A 19,691-nucleotide genomic window follows, 5' to 3' on the forward strand; every position below is an offset into this window, starting at 1 on the left:
ATCGTACCCGTTTGAACCTCATTCAAACGGAATGGATGAAAAGGCTTACGACTATTTATCTATGATCTGCTGGAAAAACGACGCCAATCTGTTTTCGCGCTTCGTCCATTACTTCAATTGAGCGAAGAGAATTTTCATGAGAATTGATATGTGATTCTGTCTTACCGGATTGAATCAATTCGATAAACGCTTTTGCTTCATACATCATCGTGTGCTGCTGAGGCTGACTTAAGTCTTCTACAGATCCATCACGATACTGAATCGTCACGTTCATTGGCGAGCCGATTTTATCAATCAGAATACTACCATTTTCTCCTTGAATTTCAGATGGCATGTGGGAATCTGTGATTTTCGAAAACATGATAACGGCTTCTTGATCATCGTATCCAAGTAAAATACTCCCTTCACCATCAACACCAGAGTCGAGCATAACCCCTTCTGCTTTAATTGAATTTGGCTTACCGAGCATTGAGACAACGGGATAAACACCGTACACTCCGATATCCATAAGAGAGCCGTTCGAGAATTCAGGGTTAAATGCATTCAGCACGGTTCCCTCTTTATATGCATCGTAGCGAGAGGAATATTGTCCATAATTCGCAACGAAACGACGAACCTTTCCGATCTTATGTAGGTTTTCACGCACCATCTGCATATTCGGCATCACAGTGGATTTCATCGCTTCCATGAGAAGGACACCATTTTCTTTTGCCGCTTCAATCATTTGTTTCACTTCCTTCTCGTTTGACGCCATCGGCTTTTCACAAAGAACGTGCTTCCCAGCGTTCATGAAAATAAGCGATTGCTCAGCATGAAGTGAATTTGGACTGGCAATATAAACAGCGTCAATCACATCACTATCCGCCATTTCCTTAAGACTCGTAAATGTTGCTTCCGCGCCATGCTTCAAAGCAAACGCCTTTGCTTTCTCCTCTGTTCTAGAATAAACTGCAGCAAGCTTAAACTCACTAAGCTCACTTGCTCCTTCAAGAAACATCTCAGTAATTTTATTCGTTCCGATCACACCAAAACGTACCATCATTATTTCCTCCTCTATTTCAACAAATTCGACAAGTGCCTGGCACCATGGGGAGAAAGTCCTGTGTTCACAGGCACCACCCGGATTTTGTCACTTATTGTTCTATGGTTTAGTTTAGTCTTCTCTATTGGATGAATCAATAGATAGCCCTTGAACACAGGTACTTTGCGTTCACAACTGTAAGGGCTATGGAAGAAATCGTTCAAGATCTAAACAATGAACAACCACGCTTAAAAGCGATATCTCAATTGAGACATCGCTTTTGTGCTTTCCTTAATAACCTACTCTCTCTTCACTTTCTCTTCCTCATACCGGTCATAGAAAGTTATTAACATTCTCATGCTGTTCTCAAACATTACATGAAGATTATGGTACTGAATTTGTAATGTGTCCCTTGAATACGAGTCGGAGTCTCTTAACTCATATACACTCTCTTCGATTGCGAGGAAATTTTCAATAGCATGTTTTAATTCCATTTTCGCATTAGGTAAGTAGGTTTCCTCAAACGCTAGACTAAGTAATAGATTGCGTGCTTCTTTCACTTCAAATGCAATCTGATTGATATCGTCTTGATTTATTTCGACAGGCTCTTCACTCATCATCCACTCCTGATCGTACATTTGGAGAATGTATTGAAGCCGATCGTATGTCATGTCATCATTCGAAACAGACTCATAGTTGTTGGTAAGATCATTCAATTGCTGCACGTAATCCTCTACAAGATAGGGGTCTGCATGATATGTGAGAGATTTATTAAAGCTAAGTTCTGAGTACGGATAGAACCAGCTTATACCGACATAGAGAAGAACTATTATCCCAATTCCTATTCCGATTCCAAAAAGAGTTGTAATGTTGAGTTTGCTGCGCATTAACGTCCTCCCAAATTCGCGGGTGACAGGCACCACCCGGTTTATGTCAAACGTTGTCGAACATCTAGATCAAGCGCACGCCTAGTTTCTCTTCCAGCCATTTCGGCACGACGAACCTTGCTGTCATAAGCGGATCGACGACCTGGCATACTTCTACTTGACCTATTGCACTCATAAGCATTGTAACTTCACCAATAGGCATCCCAGTTCTTTCAGCAATACGATCAATCATCATCTCTGTTGCTTGTTTAACTGCTTCATCAAGGGTTTCAGCTGATGCAATCTGAGTAACGACCTTGTCATTCTCTAGCATTGGTTGAGACATAGGTTCTCCCTTAATCACTTCAAGCTTCACTGTTGCTCTCCCTGGCACCTCAATACCTGAGACGCTCACTTCACCGTCTCCCATCGCAGCGTGGAAATCACCAAGTCCAAATAGGGCACCTTCTGCAAAAACCGGAAAGTACAGCGTTGCTCCCTCAGTGACCATCTTATTATCCATATTCCCACCATGCGCACCTGGTGTGCCGCAAGAGACTCCTTCCCCTTCTGGTGCTACTCCTATTACTCCGATCATCGGATTTAGTGGAATTTCAAGATCATTGAATAGCGCTCTCCCATCTTTAATCGGGATGATTTTTGATTGCATCTCTTTCAAGCGATGCCCCATCACACCAAGATCCGGTCCTACGACCATTACACCCTGATCACCAATCTCAACCTTCTCTATCGTTACCTTTAATACGTCACCTGGCAAAGCATCTTTTACATAGATAGGACCAGTAGTAGGATTAACACGATTCCAATCAATCCCGGTAATTTCCGTTTCTTCTGATTGAAGCTGGTTTTCAAAGCAATCATAAGTTACGATCTCAATCGTTGCTCCAGATGGAACTATTTTGACAGGCTGGTGGTCTTTATTAAAGTCATAAATGACCGATTCATTTGAAAGCAATTCCATAAAATATATCCTCCCTTTGATTCTTTTTAACTATTATGACAATTTTATCAGTATTTTCCTCTTTTTCACACCATTTCGTCCCCGCTAGTTTCGTATCAGTTCTATTTTGGAATCTTAATTTAATAGATACTCGGGAAAATATTACTATGAAAATAGACACACTTAGTAAGGATTTACAACGATTCTTCATTCTTACAGTCTATCTTTTATACCAATTCAGGCTCTTACTCTTGCATTCATGAAGTCGTTTTCATTAAGATCAGATTGGGAATGCACCTGATGGTTAAAAAAGACATTTTGACAACAAGACCAAATATTCGTTCTCATCACCGATTCTACGACCACATCGTTCGTCCCTATTTTCTTAACACAAACCTAACAATCTATTAATATCGCCTTTATCTTGGTCACGTACACTGTGGGGTGTGAGACAAAAACAATTCGGGAGGATTCATATATGTTTATCAAAAACGCTAAAAAAAAAATTATTCCTTTCGCAGTGATTTCGTCACTAGCGGTTGCAGGATTTTCTGGAAATGCACCGGGTATTGAAGCAAAATCCGATAAAGACCATAAAGATAAGAACGAAATCGAGAACGTAATTTTCTTAATCGGTGACGGTATGGGGCCAGCCTATACGACAGCTTACCGTTCTTATAATGATGATAAATCAACACCATATATGGAAGAGACAGCTTTTGATCAGCATCTTGTTGGTGCTCAACAAACGTACTCTTGGGATCCTGAAGAAACTGTAACGGACTCTGCAGCAGCTGGAACAGCAATGGCAGCTGGTATTAAAACGTACAATGGCGCTATTTCTGTTGACGTTGATAAAGAAGAAGTAAAAACAGTTCTTGAAGAAGCAAAAGAAAACGAGAAAGCAACTGGACTTGTTTCCACTTCTCAAATTAACCATGCGACACCAGCATCATTCGGTGCACACGATGAGTCTCGGAATAACTACAACGATATTGCAGATGATTACTACGATGAAATGATTAACGGTGAACATAAAGTAGATGTTCTTCTAGGTGGAGGAACTTCATACTTTGACCGTTCCGATCGCAATCTAACAGAAGAATTCAAGAAAGACGGATATAGCTATGTTACATCTAAAGAAGAGCTTGCTAAGGACAAGAACGAACAAATCCTAGGTCTTTTCGCACCTAAAGGTTTGGATAAAGCGATTGATCGTAATGAAGAAACTCCTTCTCTTTCTGATATGACTGAAGCTGCACTAGACCGACTAGAAAAAGACAAGGACGGCTTCTTCCTAATGGTTGAAGGTAGCCAGATTGACTGGGCTGGTCACGATAACGATGCGGTTGCAGCGATGAGTGAAATGGAAGACTTCGAGAAAGCTTACGAGAAAGCAATTGAATTCGCGAAGAAAGACAAGCATACACTTGTTGTCACTACAGCAGACCACTCTACAGGTGGTATGACAATGGGACGTGACGGTGAGTACCAATGGAATCCAGCTCCACTTAAAGCAGCGAAAAAGACACCTGACTTCATGGCAGCTCAAATTGCTGAAGGTTCTAATGTAGAAGAAACATTGAACAAATATATCGACCTTGAACTTACTTCTGAAGAAATTGCATCTGTAAAAGAAGCAGCAAAGACTGAAAAGACAGTAGAAATCGACGACGCAATCGAGAGAATTTTCGACCTACGCTCTGGTACTGGCTGGACAACAGGCGGACACACAGGCGTTGACGTAAACGTCTATGCATATGGTCCAGAATCTGAGGACTTTATCGGGCTTCACGAGAATACTGAAACAGGACAAATGATTATGGATCTTTTGGATTCGAAGCACGATAAAAATCACGACAATGATGATGACAAAGACCACGATAAAAAGCACTAAAAAGTAAAAAGTCCCGCTGCTTCACATAGGCAGCGGGACTTTTCTTCTCAATGAAGGAGGTTATTTAGTTGAATTATGTACTTGTTACTCTCTTATCGGCATCTCTTTTTCTTGGTGGGTGTGCTGCAAATAACGAAAAGCAGAACGCGGGATCTCAGGATGAGTCTTCAACAAAAACAGCCGAACAATCCGAAACGAATCAAAACACAGAAGCAGCAAAAAAGGAATCCACTGACAACAGCATCATGGACAGCCCACAAGCTCCAGATGATACCTCTTTGACTGAAGTCGGTCAAACATTTGAAGATCAAGATGGTTCGATTACATTGAAAGCTATTTCGAATTACGATGAAACCACTACCATCGGAGATATTGAGTTAACCGTTTCAGATGTGAAAGCGATGAACTACTCCCCTTCTCCAGATTTAGTTGATTTCTTCCATGGCTATTCTGATAACGAGACTCAATTTAACTATGTGAAGTTACGAGTCACGGTGAAAAACACGTCTGATCAGGCAGTTAACTTCGCACCAGTCTCTGTTCTAGAAACAAGCAACGAGAAAAAGGGGTTTGAAGATGACTTTTATCTTGAGAACTTATACGGAGACTACGCACCAGGTGAAGAGAAAACCGGTCAGCTTGGCTTTGTTCTCAATAAGACGGATGTTGAAAAACTAGAATCTATTACGGTGCATACGAGCGATGTATTCGATGAGAAGAAAGAATCACTAACTAAAGGCAAATCAATCTCTATTCCATTCTAAAGACTCCCAATTGGGGGTCTTTTTGGTGAATTCGCGGATATATTTAATTTTTCGCGGATATCCCCCTAGTTATCGCGGATAAATCTCCAATTCCGCGGATATATTGAAAATATCGCGGATATCCACTACTAACACTCAAGTATTCCCTTATTCAGCCGTAGAATTGTACCCTTTGGATACAAACCAGAGGAAATAAGTAACAAATGATAGACCGAGACCACCGAAAAGAAACACGGACTGAAGTTTGTAGCCTTTATTCTCAACCATCCAATTCAAAACCAAATGAAAAACCGCTGCTAAATCTAGCATCAACATCTCCTCCTGAGTGTTTGATTACTAGATTATAAGCAAGCGGTCTGAAATATATTCCTATTATTTATACAATTGCATTAAGGCGGTCGGTTAGTTCCATAAACAATTCTTGGTTATGAAGGTCTAGAGCTTCGTCGATCTCTTTCTTAAGCTGGTCTTTTCGCTGTTCTATAGTGGAAGCATTGATGTGTTCGATAAGTTGTTCAACCATTTCTTGTCTCTTCTCTGAAATTTGATTCTGGTATACTTTTCGATTCTCCATCGCGCAATCCTCCATTCATATTGATAGAAACGTTGCTACGTTTGCTATGCTGTTAATCTTATTCTATCCGATTTTTAGGGATTTTAAACAATAGTTTAGAAAATTCTAATAAGAAAAGTCGAAATTTGTACTATTTTACTAGATTTGGGCTTCAAATTCGATCGAGATATCCCAAAAATAACACCTATCCTGATAAGCAGCAGCGATACCAGACAGGTCTATAAAGGTCCCTCTATCAAGGAATAAAATGGTATAATGATGAAAGATTTCTCTTTAACAACAAGTAATAGAGGTCCTGTTAAGGAAGAATACGAGGTGGCAACTTTTTGAAACTATTACGTTTGCAGAAACTATTAATTTACTATACATTACTCCATACTATTGGTTATTTCTTCTGTATTTACTATTGGAATAACAATTTCCAATTAAAAACACTTGGTGGTAATACATTGACATTATTAGCATCCATTATCGCCGGAACTAGTATACTTCTCGTTTATAGAAGAATAGAAAGTAATGAGAAATATTTCTGGCTTCTGATTTCCTTAGGATGCTTTAGTTATACAGTTGCGGAAATCATTTGGATATACTATGAAAACATTCTCCAAGTCGAAGTCCCTTTCCCTGGGTGGTCCGATCTCTTCTTTATGCTTCAAATTTCATTCTACCTAGCTGCTTTTCTTCAGAAGATCTGGTATAAAAGAAAAGGACTTCAAGTAATCAAATTCATATTTGATACCTGCATATTGATGACAGTCGCAATTGCTTTTAGTTGGCATTTTATTATTCAAAATATTATATCAGAAGAAGAGGTAACCATCCTTTATCTAGTAGTATCTGTCGGATATCCGGTTGGAGATCTCATACTTCTACTTGGTGCTATTAGCTTTTATTTAGGATCACAATACTTCTTCCCTAAAAAAGTGTTATTTTTCATTTTTAGTAGTCTATTTGTGCAAATCCTTGCTGACACTGCTTATCTCTACCTAACTGCTTACAATTCATACTACTCCGGAAGTCTATTTGATCCATTATGGTCAATCGCTCTTTTGCTAATGGGTATTGCAGCTACCTTCACTACTGGAGCAGAAGTGAAAGAGAATAAACTAATAGTAAAAGTGGATGAACATTCTAATTCTATTACTAGCTTTGTATCTTTCCGCTTGTTACTCCCTTACGTTAGTGTCATCTTTCTATTTATTGTCATGATTTCACAGAATCATAATATGAATGGTTTACTTGCTGGCTCGGCTCTCGCCATTCTTCTAGTGATATTAAGACAAATTTTCACTCTTTTAGAAAATCAAAAATTATTATCGCAGTATCACCTTCTAAATGAAAATCTTGAGATAAAGATAGGCGAACGAACAGAAGAGCTTAGCTCGAAGAACCAACAACTTACAGAAGCCGTTCAAAAGATGAGGCACCTAGCTTACCATGATGCGTTAAGCGGGTTACCTAACAGACGGTTATTCATAGATAACGTAACAATAGCTTTGGACGAAGCGAAACGCAATAACTACCAACTCGCTATCTTGTTCATTGACTTGGATCGTTTCAAAAATATTAACGATACTTTTGGGCATGAGTTTGGTGATTTATTATTAAAGCACATGGCAAAACAAATGTCAGAAAATGTCCGTGAAATAGATACAATTTCACGACAGGGTGGAGACGAGTTTGCTATTTTATTTAACGAAATTTCCTCAGAAGAAGAAGTGATTTCATTCATTCATAAAATCCAATCAGTTGTCAGTAAACCCGTTGTTATTAAGGAACAAGAATTACATGTTTCAATGAGTATAGGCGTAGCTATGGCTCCCATCCATGGGGATAACGCAGAAGAACTAATGAAACAAGCAGATATGGCGATGTATCATGCGAAGCAGAAAGGAAGAAACAACTATCAATTCTTTACAAGTGACTTGAATCAAATGGTTTCAAGAAAAATGAGACTTGAGAATGGGTTGCGAAAGGCAATAACCAACGGTGAATTTATTCTTCATTATCAGCCCCAAGTAGATTTAAAAACACAAGAGGTATTGGGCATGGAGGCTTTGATACGATGGATTACAGATGAGGGTGAGCTCATTTCGCCTGGAGAATTTATTCCATTAGCCGAGGAAAACAGACTTATTATTCCTATAGGAGAATGGGTTCTTTATTCAGCTTGTAAACAGGCTAAAACATGGCATGACTTAGGGTATACTCATTTGAAGTTATCGGTAAATCTCTCACCCTTACAATTTCTTGACGAGAACTTGGTCAAAAAGATATCCAGTGTACTTCAGGAAACAGGTATTAATCCTCACTGTTTGGAGATCGAAATCACAGAGGGGTTTGCTGTTTATGATGTTGAGAAAGCAATTAAGAAAATGCATGCAATAAGAGATTTGAATGTACGTATAGCTATAGATGATTTCGGTACAGGTTATTCATCTTTAATGTATCTTAAGAAATTCCCTATTAATACTCTCAAAATCGCTAAAGAATTCATTGATAGTGTTAGTAGCAATCGTATGGATAAAGAATTGGTTGGTTCTATGATTTCAATGGCGCATAGCCTTGGTTTAACTGTCATTGCAGAAGGGGTTGAGACGAGGGATCAACTTCTATCCTTACAGGAACTTCATTGTGATGAAGTACAGGGTTACATCTACAGCAAACCACTTCCTGAGGAACAATTCCATACAATGCTCACTAACAGGATATCTTCCACTAACGCTATGTCAAACACCTATCAGTTCTTCAATAAGATATAAAAAAGGGTATCTCCTAAATTTTTGGAGATACCCTTTCCAATTCTATAACGACTATTAGTTACCGTACCAGCTTTTGTGAGCTTCAATTTCATCGTCGTGATCTTGATCCCAATAGTCTACGCTATAAGAATAATCGTAGTTCATAATGCACTTGATGCCGCTTCCCTGTGCATCGTGGCCAAGACCGTAGTTGTGAGAGAATTCATGTTGTGCCGCGTGCCATGTGTTTGTTGCACCTTGATCAAGGTTTACAGAAACTGCACTTCCGTTAGGTGAGCTTGGATATACGTAAGCAATACCACCAGAGTTGAAGTTAGGGTCCTTGGTGAAACCTACAACAAAGTCATAACCATTGCCATTCCAGTCGCGATCCATATCTTGAAGAATCTCAGAAGCGTTTGCTCCTTGAGAGCTCCACTGACCAAGTGCTTTGATTTCAAAGTCAATGTTGTGGTCACGAGTAAATCCGTTATCTGCATTCTCAACAATGTTTTGCGTCAATGTTTGCCAATCACTATGTGCCGCACGATATTCTTCATCAGCTGCGATTAATACCGTTACAACTTTCGCTGTACTAGCATCTGGCTCTTCTTCTGGGGGTTCAGTTCCACCGCCACCGCAGAATAGGCATAGTTCGCCTTCTGTTGTTTTATCGTTCTTTTTGTTTTCTTTAGCTGCTTTCTTTTCTTCTTTATCTGCATTCTTATTGATTTTCTTTTCGCTAAGCTTCTTCCCTTTTTCGTCCAATACGTCCACTACTGTTGAACGCTCAACTTTAGCAGGCTTATCAAACTTTTCTTTGCCCTCTGTTTTTGCTTTTGGAATCCCGTCAATTGTAACCTGTGATCCTTGAGAATCCAAAGTTGTTGTTGTTGTTGTTGCACTTGCGTCACTTAATCCTGGAGTGATTAAAAGTGATAGGGCAAGAGATAGTGATGCGAATCCTTTAATGTTCATTCCTTTTCCCCCTAAGTTGTTTTTAACACATCTCCTAATCTATCATAGGATCGCTAGGTTTACGGGGGTCAAAAGGTAGAAATTAGTCGAATTATGTCTAGGGAAAAAGGACTTAATTTATTAACAAAATTCTAATAATGACCGCTATTCCATTTACAAAACCTTCTATTTATAAGTAATTTCATCTCACCTAGTAAATAAGGTCTACGTCCTACAATAACTGGCATAAATAGACTTTTCCGTTATTTTTCGGTGTATTATAGGTATTTAGTCGTATATTTGTACAATGTAAATGTTATAGATTACAAGATCAGTCCTTGAAAATCCTTCAATACCACTGTTTATTCTAAAAAAAAGCTTTTCTGATCATTGGATCTTATGGTTTCTAATAAGCGCTGCGCTGCAGGCGTCAAAGAAGCTTCACGCTCTAAACTAACCAATGCCACCCATCGATAAATTTCCGGAAAATTCACCGGTTGCAGTTTAACCAACGCCTCTTGATCTAGTAAATCTTGGACGATCGCTTCTGTAAGTAAAGCAACGCCCTTTCCCCTTCGAACAAAATCTAACGCAGTTGCAGGTGGTAGTTCAATTGAATCTATTCCAAAAGAAAGATGTGTTTTCTGCCAGTGCTTACTCTCTTCGCTCCAATCGGTCAAAATGTAAGGTTTGCTATGTGTAAACACTTCTTCTACGGTATAGCTTCTTTCATTCCATTTACTAATTGGATGATTTTTGTGAGCGACTAATAGAAGAGGTTCCTTTATCAAATGAAGGTTTTTTAGATCACTATTGAAAAAAGGATACGTAATCAAGCCCATTTTAATAAAACCATCATAAAGCATCTCGATAATTTGTTGATTATGTCCGGTGTGAATAACAAGCTGGATCTCTGGATATGTCTCATGCATGCTTGAAATCGTTGATGAGAACAAACCTGTTGTAAAAGTAGGTAAAGTACCTATTGTGATCTGTCCGCTCTTCCCTTCCTTAATTGCTTGAGCCCTTTCCGCACCTATGACAAGAACATCTAAAGCCTGTCGAGCATAAGGAAGAAATCCCTTGCCAAGGTCCGAAAGCTCCATTCGCTTCCCCACTCGTTCGAATAAAGAACCCCCTATGCTTTTTTCAAGCTCTTTTACTCGCAAGCTTATCGTAGGCTGCGAAACGTCTAAGTATCTAGCAGCTTTGCTGAATGATCCCAATCGAACAACATGATCAAAGGCTTTAAGTTGATTGATTTCCACAGAAACACCCCATCTATTAAAATTACTAATAGTAGTTATATCTTTTATTATATTGTTTAATTGCAAGAATCTCATTACACTTCTACTAGCGCATTAAAATTAATGATGAAAGAAGGTTCGAGATGAGGTTTATTACAAAAGCACGGAGCTTCATTGATGAACAATACGGAAATCCTAAAGGATGGCTTGGCTGGTTCATTGGTGAGAAGATGGTAAGACAACATCGAATTGAAACGCTTTGGACTATTAAACATTTACATCTTCAGAAAGAAGAACACGTATTAGAGCTCGGATGCGGCGGAGGATACGCTATGAAGCTTCTTTTAAACAACCTAGATGTTTGTAAAGTCGTAGGACTAGATCATTCAAAAACACTCATTCAATCAGCAACGATACGTAACAAGAAAGAAATCAAAAAGGAACGAGCTCAGTTAGTCCATGGAAATGTCCAAAATCTACCGTTTGAAGATAACAAGTTCTCTACCGTGTTCAGTATCCATTCCATTTACTTCTGGGAAGACTTATCGCTAGCCGTTAAAGAGATTCATAGAGTGCTGAAACCAGGTGGATTGGTTGCTATTACACTTTGCAACGAAAAAAACGGAGATGTGTGGGAAGGTGTAAATACGATGATTCACAACAAGCTTATCCCATTGATGGATGATGCGAACTTTCAAGACGTTAAACTAGTAACAGGTCCTCTATCTCGGCAGTATCAAACTGTTTTGGTCACAGGTGAAAAGCTGTAAATGAAAGAAACAGCGATCCAGTATGGATCCCTGTTTCTTTCCTATTTTTATTCTGACATAAGTCCGTATTCTCTCAATAAATCCGTTGTGATCGTTTTGGCTTCCGATCCTGAACCATCTATCTTTGTTGCAAACACATATGAACGATCTCCTGTCTCAATAAACCCAACGAACCAACCAAGACCACTATCCGATAAACGAGTACCTGTTTTTCCGTAGAGTGTATAATCATCCGTCTCCTCTTGAATCATCATTCGTTTAACAGTTTTCATAACTGTTTGATCCATTGGAAGCTCTTCTTTCACTAATTTTTCTATGAAATCCACTTGTTCGAGGGGACTGATTTCGAGCGAGCTATCTAACCAGAAATGATCAATACCACCGCTGCTATCTTTATTTCCATACGACAGTTTCTCAAGCCACTCTTCCATACGAGTGGCTCCAATATCACGCGCCATATCCTGATAATACCAAATAACCGAATAGCGCATTCCGGAGCCAAGCGTATGATCCTGATTCCAAATGTCGAACTCCCTCTTCACACCATCCCAGCGCTTAACGTCATATTCGTCGCGAACAGCTCCTACTTGAAGGCCTATTAACGCATTGGCCACTTTGAACGTAGATTCTGGAGTCTGCCTTTCATTTGCTTTTTTTTCGTCATAAATAAAGGTCTTACCTTTCTTAAGATCGCGTAAAATGAATGTTCCTTCATGATCCGAGAAGTATGATGGAACATCGATCTTATGGTGATCTATTTTCATTGAAGCAGAGGATGTTGCACTTGCTTGACTCGTTACATTTGATGAACTAGCAATGACCAGAAGGATTGCAACAAAGAACAGATATTTCTTCAATACGTCACCTCATATGTTGGATTTAATACCTTAAGTTTATTCTTTTGAAGGTGACTTGAAATCCTAATAAAGTCCTCTTTACGAGTAGTAGAATATAACCTTTTCCATACAAAAAACGAGTATACTGTCGACAGTATACTCGTTTACCTTGCTATGATTTCATGTGCTTCCCTTTCCCAAAGTAAAAGAGGCCGGACACGATACCGATAATCACCATGATGATGGCAAATACCAAACTTGTTACAGCTCCGAACTGTACGATGAACGGTACGGAAAGCGCCGTGACCAATCCACCACCTAAGAATGGTTCATAAACGAGCTGCTTATAGCCGAACGCTTCAAATGCTGGTGATTCGTTATTAGGGTCTACGATACGCATAAGAAGTAATCCTGTTGCGGTTACGCCCATTGATTGCCCAAAGTCACCAATTCCTCGTTCAAACCAGTAGTCTGGAATGATTTTCGGCGCAAGTTTAAGGAAACCAAACAAGTTCCACGAAATCCCCGCTACTGCAAGAATTAAGAATGGAACGAGATATTCACCGATTACATCAAGCGACACCGTAGCAATCGCCGTAATGATTAGAATATCAAGCGCAAGACCTTGAATACGATTGATCATTCTGCGATCAACCAGGTTGTATTTATCCTTTTTGCTAAAGAATACTTGAAGTATAATCCCGCCAAACATAGCGATTGGGAATAGCGGAATGTATTTCATGAAGCTTGAACCTGTCCAATTCGTAATCGTGATGCTTTCAAGACCAATAAGCCCCTGAAGAATCAACCAGCCTATTAGAATTGCCAGCATGACGATTGCTAAATGAAACGAAAGTGGTTCAATGGATTCAGGACGGGTTGTCATTTTACCAGCTGGTTCTCGATTCTGGTATTCCATAATCCCTTGCTTACGAAGCTCGGAAAAGCCGTTCACATCTTTAATGATCTTCGTTTTCCCTCTACGAACACCCCAGTTGATTAGGATAATACCAAATACGACACCAGAAAGAACGCCGACCGTTGCTAGTCCAATAGCAAGGTCAAATGCTTCCTCGAACCCAAGCTCTTCGAAAGTGCTAGCCATACCGGCAGCGGTACCATGGCCACCTTCAAACGCTACTTCGATCAGTGCGCCTGCCATTGCAGGAATATCGAAGAATGGCATAAGAATAAAGATTGCAACAAGCAAGCCGATCACGTATTGGCCCCAGCCAATTGCCCAACCTAAGGCGAGCTGAGGTCCACCGAACTCCCAAATATCGCGAAGTTTTGGCATCGTTGCTCCTAAGAATAATGATGCGAATACCACGTTAATCATTAAACCAGGTAATGCTGACCACACTTCAATGATTGTGCCTGTCATAATACCACTTGCTAGAAAATGATCATCAGACACAAATTGTGTCATGATCTTCCCTAACACCTGTGGTCCTAATAATAATGCGACGAAACCGCCAATAATAGATGATGGCAGAAATAGATTTTGTAATACTTTAACTTTCAATCGAATGATCTTCCCTATAAGAAGAAACACCCCTATATACAATAACGCGAATCCTATCTGTTCCGGATTCATATACTCTCACCTCTTTGGTTAATATGTTTTCCTCATATTGAGGCAACTGCCTCACCAAACGGGGTGATGTTAACAGTCCATTTTTGAGAGTTCCACGAATAAATAGAGATAAAACTTCTTTAAAGAAATTCAGATAATTCTTTGAAATTTAAGAGGGGGGGTCAGACCCCTGTCTGACCCCCCTTCGCCTCAAATCTTATTTTAAAACAAATTGCATTCCATTTTTGAAGTTCTTACTAAAAATGATAAATAGTACAAGAATCGGCATTGTCAATAATACAGATGCAGCATACATCGGACCAGGGTATCCTCCATATGGGCCGAACATTTGAGCCAATAATACGTTCAGTGTTAACATATTCTCACTATTCACGACGAGCATATCCCACAGTAACTCCACCCATCGTTCCATGAAGAGGAATAAGAAGATGATCGTAGTGATCGACTTGGACATTGGCAGTACAACTTTCCAAACAATTTTCAGTTGGCTTGCTCCGTCCATTTTCGCTGCTTCCAGCAGTTCATCCGGTAAGCTACGGAAGAAATTCGTATACATGAAGATTGCCCATAAGTTTACTGCTTTTGGTAGTATCATTGCCCAGTACGTGTCGTACAACCCAAGGTAACGAATGATTAGAAAAAGAGGAATTAATAGAATAACGGCTGGATAGAACATCTGGAACAAGATCACATTATTGATTAGTCGATTTCCTCTAAATTTCAATTTTGCAAGTGAATAACCTACAAGAATTGCGGTTGCCATCATTAGCACTGTTGAAGATAGCGTCACGAAAAGACTGTTAAAAAGGGCCCGTAGCCAGGGTCTTGCCAGAACCCCCTCGCCTCCAAAGAACAACCATTCATAAGATCGTAACGTGAGCTCGGTTGGTATGATCCTTCGATCTACTTCATCCCACGGTGAAAGCGATCCGAGTACCATATAGAGATAGGGAGATACCATGACAATCAAGACACTAAAAGCTAGGATATAAAGCAATGTTGTTTTAAACGGTTTATTCCCAACCATGTTTGGCACCCCATTTCTCTAAAATTTTCCGAAACACTAAGATCGATCCAAACGTTACAACTGAGTTAATAACAGCAATCGCTGTACCAAAGCCTGCATTCAACCTTTCGAACGCCTGGCTATAAATTTCAAGTTGCCACGTATGTGTCGCAAGATCTGGACCACCGCCTGTTAGAACGTAGGGCTCAGTGAAGATCCCGAACATTAAGCCTACCGCAAGGATTGTAACTGTATAAAATGAAGGATATAACATTGGAAGCGTTATATGCCAGAATCGCTTCCAGCCTACTGCTCCATCGATTGCTGAAGCTTCATAGATTTCTTTCGGAATACTCTCGAGACCCGCTACAAATAGTAGTGCATAGTAACCAGCAAATTTCCACGCCATCATTAGTGCAATAATTAAGGGTGCCAGAAGTGAAGATCCTAACCAGTTAATATCAAGTCCAAACGTGCCCCTTAACCAGATGTTAAATGGGCTGTTATAAGAGAGAATTCCGTTGACAACAATTGCCGACGCTACTCCTGATGCAAGATACGGAAGAAAGAAGGCAACGGAAAACAACCCTTTGAACTTAGGAAGTGAATGAATAAGAACTGCAAGAAAAAGAGCTCCCGCTACAACAATCGGAACGAACATCGCAAGGAATTTATATGTTACAAAGAAAGCGGCTCTAACTGTGTCTGTAAAGAATGCCTGTATAAAGTTCTGGATCCCGACAAACTCGTAATCAGGAGCAATTAAATTCCAGTTAGTGAATGCTAGATATGTCGCCCACAATAAAGGAAACAGGAAGAAGATCAGTGAATAGATAAGGTAGGGGCTGGCAAAAAGCCAGCCTAACCTTGCATTACTTTTATTCATACTACTTCAACTCTCCATTAATAGCCTCTTTCATATCGCTCCATGCAGCTTTAGGTTCTTTCTCTCCATTTAGTACAGGAATCAAAGCTTCTTTACCAATCAACTCTTGAACTTCAACTGTTTTCTCATTGTCGATTGGCGGTACAGCATTCGGGATGTTTTCTGCATAAATAACTAACTGTGGGTTTTTATCAAAGTACGCTTTAAAAGTATCGTTTGTTGATAAATCATCTCTTGCTGGTGGTAGATTCGTCTCTTCAAACCATTTCATGTCGTTTTCCGCATTACTATACACCCATTTAACAAAATCAAATGCAGCCTGCTGTTGTTCTTTTGATGCTGACGCATAAATAGAAAGCCCTTTTGTATCGGCGAACGTTTTAGCATTAGCAGGATCAACACCGTCTGGTACTGGTGGCATTGAAAGCTCGAAGTTTTCACCCATTTTCATTTCTGGAAATTTGTCTGCCCAATAAGGAAATGTCCAAGGTCCAATATCACTCATGATAGCTTGTCCTGTTTCAAATGGGTCAGTTGCCTCACGAGTTAGCAATAAATCATTTTCCCTAAGGTTCTTAAAGAATTCCAGCGTTTCAATTCCAGCTTTATCGTCTGCGGTAAATTCGCTACCTTCTACAAACTTGTTTCCTTCAGATGCAGCATTATATACCATGAAGAAATCAAACCATCTTGCCCACCATGTTGGTTTAACTAAATCTCCTCTTGCCCACAAGAATTTCTCAGAATCTTGTTCTTTCAACTTCTTACCAACTTCAAGTACTTCACTATAAGTCTTTGGTGGTGCATCAAATCCTAGTTCGTTCAAAATATCGATTCTCCACCCGAATAACATCGCATTTGAATAGATTGGCAATACATATTGATTATCATCAGAGAACTTCCATGTTGAGATTGTCTCTTTCATTTCGCGACTTTTAATTAATTCATCGTATCCGTCGATCTCATTTAATGGGACAATTGCGCTACTCGCTGCTAATTGAGCTGCAAAGCCACGTGAAATATTTTCTGAAATTGTCGGAGCATTTCCTGCTGCAATGGCTGACTGAATTCCTGCTTCTGAAGAAGGACTCTCAGGCATTGGTGACACTTCAATCTTCACTTTATCGTTTTCTTTCATATACTTGTCAGCCATATCAGTCCAGAAAGCTTGTTGTGAGGGGTTTGGAGCAGCCCAGAAATTGATGGTTACAATACCATCTTCACTTCCACTACCTCCACCACTACTACTTGATTGACACCCTGAAGCAACAATAGAAACAATTACCATCAGCATAATTAAACGCATCGAGAACTTCTTCATTTCCTTTTCCCCCTTTTAATTGATCATGCTATCTTTTTCATATTTTGCAAAAGGATCAGTAAGTGTCACTCTATGGGCTTCAGCATCACTAACGCCTACATAAAGGACTGCTTGACCATTCTCTTTACGAATTAACCCTCCGCTGAAGAGGACGTCCTGTAAATCAGGCCTTTTAGCGGGGCCTTCCGGAAAATCGTCACGCGTTGCAATAATCTCCATGTTAGTGATCCTATTTAATGTAGGATCATAATGACATGTAATTGGATAGTAGTGACGACTGCCTTCTTGATCAAAACGGGCAATATGACCAAGTATCCCGATTTCTCCATTGGCAAGGAGGTGAACTTCGTTTGCTCCTCCCCACTCATCCTCGACAAAATGTTCTTGAATTAGTGAAGCATTTGCTATCGTTTCACTTTGTAGTTCGTCTAGGTTATCAATAGCTGTGAAACCAATTTTTCCACGCCCGCCTTTTTCACCCTGAGGACGCGTAAACACCCCGATCGTTCCATTAGTTAATTCAATTAACCGAATATCCTTCATCCCATCAGGACCTGTAGTAAACCGTTCCATCTTACTCAAGTTATCCCCTTTGTAAAAGACAGTCCTCCATGAGAGAGCGTTATCATTTTCAGGATGTGGAAAAATTTCTACTCCGCCAAACACCAGTTGTCCATGGATAAAGCAGAGAAATGGATCTTGTAGCTGGTATGTTCTCAAGTCTTCTTTTGGAGTCCAGACATTGTTCTTTTCTACAAAAAACACAACTTCTGAATGCTCTGTATCCCTTGCTTCCACACGCCCTGCAATGATCCACTCACCTTCATTTTCGAAAGGAACAGTAATGTTATAGACATCTCTGTCGCCGATACCAGTAAAGATTAGTTTCTCTGCACCTTTTAGCTTCATGCTTTCTTGATAATCATCTAATAGTGATTGAACAGTAAACATGATGACTCCCTCCTTTCAAGAACAAATTATAGATAAGTTAGTTTTGAGAGAATTTCTTTAAGACTAAGATCTGCGGCAGCCATTGAAGTATCAGAAGCGCCGTAATAAACTCGAACATTGTCCCCCTGTACGGTTACTCCACAAGTAAAGACTACGTTCCCAAAGAATCCGTCCACTTCATATTTAGCTTCTGGTGATAAGATTGGCTCTTCCGTCTTTGCCAAAACTTTAGCAGGATTATCACTATCTAAGAGAACAGCTCCTAAACAATAACGATTGTTTTTATCTGCTGCATGATAAATTTCAAGCCATCCTTTATCCGTTCTAAAAGGAATAGCTCCCCCACCAATCCGTCCGTTGTCCCATCCATCTTGACTCAATCCCAGAAGATATTGGTGATTTCCCCAATATAAGAGATTGTCAGATTCTGCGAGCCATATTTCTGGTTGACCGATCCCTTTTGGGACTGGACGATGAAGGGTATAATACTTGCCGTTTATTTTCTCAGGAAAAATGGAAACATCTTTGTTCTCTGGATGGAGCATTAATCCATGACGTTCATAGGTTGAAAAGTCTTTGGTTGAAATGAGTCCCACGCCTATGCCCTCAGGCGAAACAGCACTATATTGTATATAGTAAGTATCTTGAATCTGCGTCACTCTCGGATCTTCAACACCCCATGCTTCCCTTTCAGTTTCCGGATAGATGAATGGTTCATCATCAATTGTGAATTGACGACCATTCTTGCTTCGAGCGATACGGATATAAGATAGGGATGTCAGATAAGCTGCACGATTGTCTGAACTGTAAAGTACTGATCTAGGATCTGAGAAGTCATACTGAGAATCTTCTATATGTAACTCAACCAATCGCAGTTTACCCTCTCCGTTTGTAAATTCAATTACTGGGGCTTTCACCATCTTTGGATCATCACTAATCGGTCTTTCAGCAACCCTAAGGAGTAATAGTGTTTCACCGTCATACTCTGCTACACCAGCATTAAACACCCCTATGACCTCATGGTTATCGTGAAATGGCTTCACATCTTCTGGTGTAATGAGTGGATTTTCTTCAAAACGTTTTACATTCATTTGTTTGTTGTCTCCCCCGAGTCATTATTTTTGATTAGTTCCTTACCATTCCTTGCTACTCTAGCTTCCCAACCAAAATGAAAACCTTTACATAATTGAAAATAAATAATCCTCGACGTATTTAAATCGAGGTACTGCAAAAAACTGATCTTAGTAATCTTGTAAAATTCATTATAATCAGAATTTGTAATTAACGTTACAACTA

18 protein-coding genes are annotated in these 19,691 nt (G+C 39.8%); 4 read left to right on the forward strand and 14 right to left on the reverse strand.

Going from position 1 to position 19,691, the window contains the following annotated elements; translation table 11 throughout:
• Window positions 1–55 precede the first annotated feature (55 nt).
• The 3 genes from FBF83_RS06055 to FBF83_RS06065 form a co-directional block, all read right to left on the reverse strand.
• Window positions 56–1,039 carry a Gfo/Idh/MocA family protein gene (locus FBF83_RS06055; protein ID WP_136946510.1) on the reverse strand — a complete coding sequence of 328 codons (984 nt, stop codon included), beginning with the start codon at window positions 1,037–1,039 and terminating at the stop codon, window positions 56–58.
• 281 nt (window positions 1,040–1,320) lie between these two features.
• A complete protein-coding gene (locus tag FBF83_RS06060) occupies window positions 1,321–1,908 on the reverse strand; it encodes a hypothetical protein (protein WP_136946194.1) in 588 nt (195 codons plus the stop codon).
• A 64-nt stretch (window positions 1,909–1,972) separates the two neighbouring features.
• On the reverse strand, window positions 1,973–2,869 hold the full coding sequence (locus FBF83_RS06065; protein WP_136946195.1) for an acetamidase/formamidase family protein: 897 nt from the start codon (window positions 2,867–2,869) through the stop codon (window positions 1,973–1,975).
• 457 nt (window positions 2,870–3,326) lie between these two features.
• Between FBF83_RS06065 and FBF83_RS06070 the strand changes: the two genes are divergently transcribed.
• Both FBF83_RS06070 and FBF83_RS06075 read left to right on the forward strand, forming a co-directional pair.
• Window positions 3,327–4,745: an alkaline phosphatase gene (locus tag FBF83_RS06070; RefSeq protein ID WP_136946196.1), complete on the forward strand. Its 1,419-nt coding sequence runs from the start codon at window positions 3,327–3,329 to the stop codon at window positions 4,743–4,745.
• 68 nt (window positions 4,746–4,813) lie between these two features.
• Window positions 4,814–5,509, forward strand: coding sequence for a DUF4352 domain-containing protein (locus FBF83_RS06075; RefSeq protein ID WP_136946197.1), 696 nt, complete (start codon window positions 4,814–4,816; stop codon window positions 5,507–5,509).
• Between the two features lie 147 nt (window positions 5,510–5,656).
• Here the strand turns inward: FBF83_RS06075 and FBF83_RS20750 are convergent, their stop codons facing one another.
• Together FBF83_RS20750 and FBF83_RS06080 are read right to left on the reverse strand one after the other, a co-directional pair.
• Window positions 5,657–5,818 carry a hypothetical protein gene (locus tag FBF83_RS20750; RefSeq protein ID WP_169525209.1) on the reverse strand — a complete coding sequence of 54 codons (162 nt, stop codon included), beginning with the start codon at window positions 5,816–5,818 and terminating at the stop codon, window positions 5,657–5,659.
• Window positions 5,819–5,885: 67 nt separating this feature from the next.
• Window positions 5,886–6,083, reverse strand: coding sequence for an IDEAL domain-containing protein (locus tag FBF83_RS06080; RefSeq protein ID WP_169525210.1), 198 nt, complete (start codon window positions 6,081–6,083; stop codon window positions 5,886–5,888).
• Between the two features lie 326 nt (window positions 6,084–6,409).
• Here FBF83_RS06080 and FBF83_RS06085 point away from each other — a divergent pair, with 326 nt between their 5' ends.
• On the forward strand, window positions 6,410–8,845 hold the full coding sequence (locus FBF83_RS06085; RefSeq protein WP_240687990.1) for an EAL domain-containing protein: 2,436 nt from the start codon (window positions 6,410–6,412) through the stop codon (window positions 8,843–8,845).
• A 54-nt stretch (window positions 8,846–8,899) separates the two neighbouring features.
• Here the strand turns inward: FBF83_RS06085 and FBF83_RS06090 are convergent, their stop codons facing one another.
• Both FBF83_RS06090 and FBF83_RS06095 read right to left on the reverse strand, forming a co-directional pair.
• Window positions 8,900–9,802 carry a zinc-dependent metalloprotease gene (locus tag FBF83_RS06090; protein WP_136946199.1) on the reverse strand — a complete coding sequence of 301 codons (903 nt, stop codon included), beginning with the start codon at window positions 9,800–9,802 and terminating at the stop codon, window positions 8,900–8,902.
• A 341-nt stretch (window positions 9,803–10,143) separates the two neighbouring features.
• Window positions 10,144–11,115: a LysR family transcriptional regulator gene (locus tag FBF83_RS06095; RefSeq protein ID WP_169525211.1), complete on the reverse strand. Its 972-nt coding sequence runs from the start codon at window positions 11,113–11,115 to the stop codon at window positions 10,144–10,146.
• 56 nt (window positions 11,116–11,171) lie between these two features.
• Here FBF83_RS06095 and FBF83_RS06100 point away from each other — a divergent pair, with 56 nt between their 5' ends.
• Window positions 11,172–11,798 (forward strand): class I SAM-dependent methyltransferase, encoded by a 627-nt coding sequence (locus tag FBF83_RS06100; protein ID WP_136946201.1) that lies wholly within the window; start codon window positions 11,172–11,174, stop codon window positions 11,796–11,798.
• Between the two features lie 47 nt (window positions 11,799–11,845).
• On the opposite strand, the gene blaOXA is transcribed toward FBF83_RS06100, so the two are convergent.
• The 7 genes from blaOXA to FBF83_RS06135 all read right to left on the reverse strand — a co-directional run bounded on the left by blaOXA (window position 11,846) and on the right by FBF83_RS06135 (window position 19,486).
• Window positions 11,846–12,655, reverse strand: coding sequence for a class D beta-lactamase (blaOXA, locus tag FBF83_RS06105; protein WP_136946202.1), 810 nt, complete (start codon window positions 12,653–12,655; stop codon window positions 11,846–11,848).
• Between the two features lie 151 nt (window positions 12,656–12,806).
• Complete coding sequence (locus FBF83_RS06110; protein WP_136946203.1) at window positions 12,807–14,231, reverse strand: sodium/glutamate symporter; 1,425 nt, start codon at window positions 14,229–14,231, stop codon at window positions 12,807–12,809.
• A gap of 196 nt (window positions 14,232–14,427) precedes the next feature.
• On the reverse strand, window positions 14,428–15,258 hold the full coding sequence (locus FBF83_RS06115) for a carbohydrate ABC transporter permease (protein WP_136946204.1): 831 nt from the start codon (window positions 15,256–15,258) through the stop codon (window positions 14,428–14,430).
• Window positions 15,245–16,123 (reverse strand): carbohydrate ABC transporter permease, encoded by an 879-nt coding sequence (locus FBF83_RS06120; protein ID WP_136946205.1) that lies wholly within the window; start codon window positions 16,121–16,123, stop codon window positions 15,245–15,247. The genes FBF83_RS06115 and FBF83_RS06120 overlap by 14 nt, the downstream gene beginning before the upstream one ends.
• A 1-nt stretch (window position 16,124) precedes the next feature.
• Window positions 16,125–17,444: an extracellular solute-binding protein gene (locus FBF83_RS06125; protein ID WP_136946206.1), complete on the reverse strand. Its 1,320-nt coding sequence runs from the start codon at window positions 17,442–17,444 to the stop codon at window positions 16,125–16,127.
• Between the two features lie 15 nt (window positions 17,445–17,459).
• Complete coding sequence (locus FBF83_RS06130) at window positions 17,460–18,395, reverse strand: MTP-1 family protein (RefSeq protein WP_136946207.1); 936 nt, start codon at window positions 18,393–18,395, stop codon at window positions 17,460–17,462.
• 26 nt (window positions 18,396–18,421) lie between these two features.
• Window positions 18,422–19,486 carry a glycoside hydrolase family 130 protein gene (locus FBF83_RS06135; protein WP_136946208.1) on the reverse strand — a complete coding sequence of 355 codons (1,065 nt, stop codon included), beginning with the start codon at window positions 19,484–19,486 and terminating at the stop codon, window positions 18,422–18,424.
• Between the last annotated feature and the right edge of the window lie 205 nt (window positions 19,487–19,691).

This window comes from Guptibacillus hwajinpoensis, from assembly GCF_005144865.1.
Classification (GTDB): Bacteria; Bacillota; Bacilli; order Bacillales; family Guptibacillaceae; genus Guptibacillus; species Guptibacillus hwajinpoensis_A.

Excerpts from the sequence above, each read along its gene's own strand:
- FBF83_RS06055 (WP_136946510.1), bottom strand. The coding sequence starts at position 1,039 with ATGGTACGTTTTGGTGTGATCGGAACGAATAAAATTACTGAGATGTTT.
- FBF83_RS06060 (WP_136946194.1), bottom strand. The coding sequence starts at position 1,908 with ATGCGCAGCAAACTCAACATTACAACTCTTTTTGGAATCGGAATAGGA.
- FBF83_RS06065 (WP_136946195.1), bottom strand. The coding sequence starts at position 2,869 with ATGGAATTGCTTTCAAATGAATCGGTCATTTATGACTTTAATAAAGAC.
- FBF83_RS06070 (WP_136946196.1), top strand. The coding sequence starts at position 3,327 with ATGTTTATCAAAAACGCTAAAAAAAAAATTATTCCTTTCGCAGTGATT.
- FBF83_RS20750 (WP_169525209.1), bottom strand. The coding sequence starts at position 5,818 with ATGCTAGATTTAGCAGCGGTTTTTCATTTGGTTTTGAATTGGATGGTT.
- FBF83_RS06080 (WP_169525210.1), bottom strand. The coding sequence starts at position 6,083 with ATGGAGAATCGAAAAGTATACCAGAATCAAATTTCAGAGAAGAGACAA.
- FBF83_RS06090 (WP_136946199.1), bottom strand. The coding sequence starts at position 9,802 with ATGAACATTAAAGGATTCGCATCACTATCTCTTGCCCTATCACTTTTA.
- FBF83_RS06100 (WP_136946201.1), top strand. The coding sequence starts at position 11,172 with ATGAGGTTTATTACAAAAGCACGGAGCTTCATTGATGAACAATACGGA.
- FBF83_RS06110 (WP_136946203.1), bottom strand. The coding sequence starts at position 14,231 with ATGAATCCGGAACAGATAGGATTCGCGTTATTGTATATAGGGGTGTTT.
- FBF83_RS06115 (WP_136946204.1), bottom strand. The coding sequence starts at position 15,258 with ATGGTTGGGAATAAACCGTTTAAAACAACATTGCTTTATATCCTAGCT.
- FBF83_RS06120 (WP_136946205.1), bottom strand. The coding sequence starts at position 16,123 with ATGAATAAAAGTAATGCAAGGTTAGGCTGGCTTTTTGCCAGCCCCTAC.
- FBF83_RS06125 (WP_136946206.1), bottom strand. The coding sequence starts at position 17,444 with ATGAAGAAGTTCTCGATGCGTTTAATTATGCTGATGGTAATTGTTTCT.
- FBF83_RS06130 (WP_136946207.1), bottom strand. The coding sequence starts at position 18,395 with ATGTTTACTGTTCAATCACTATTAGATGATTATCAAGAAAGCATGAAG.
- FBF83_RS06135 (WP_136946208.1), bottom strand. The coding sequence starts at position 19,486 with ATGAATGTAAAACGTTTTGAAGAAAATCCACTCATTACACCAGAAGAT.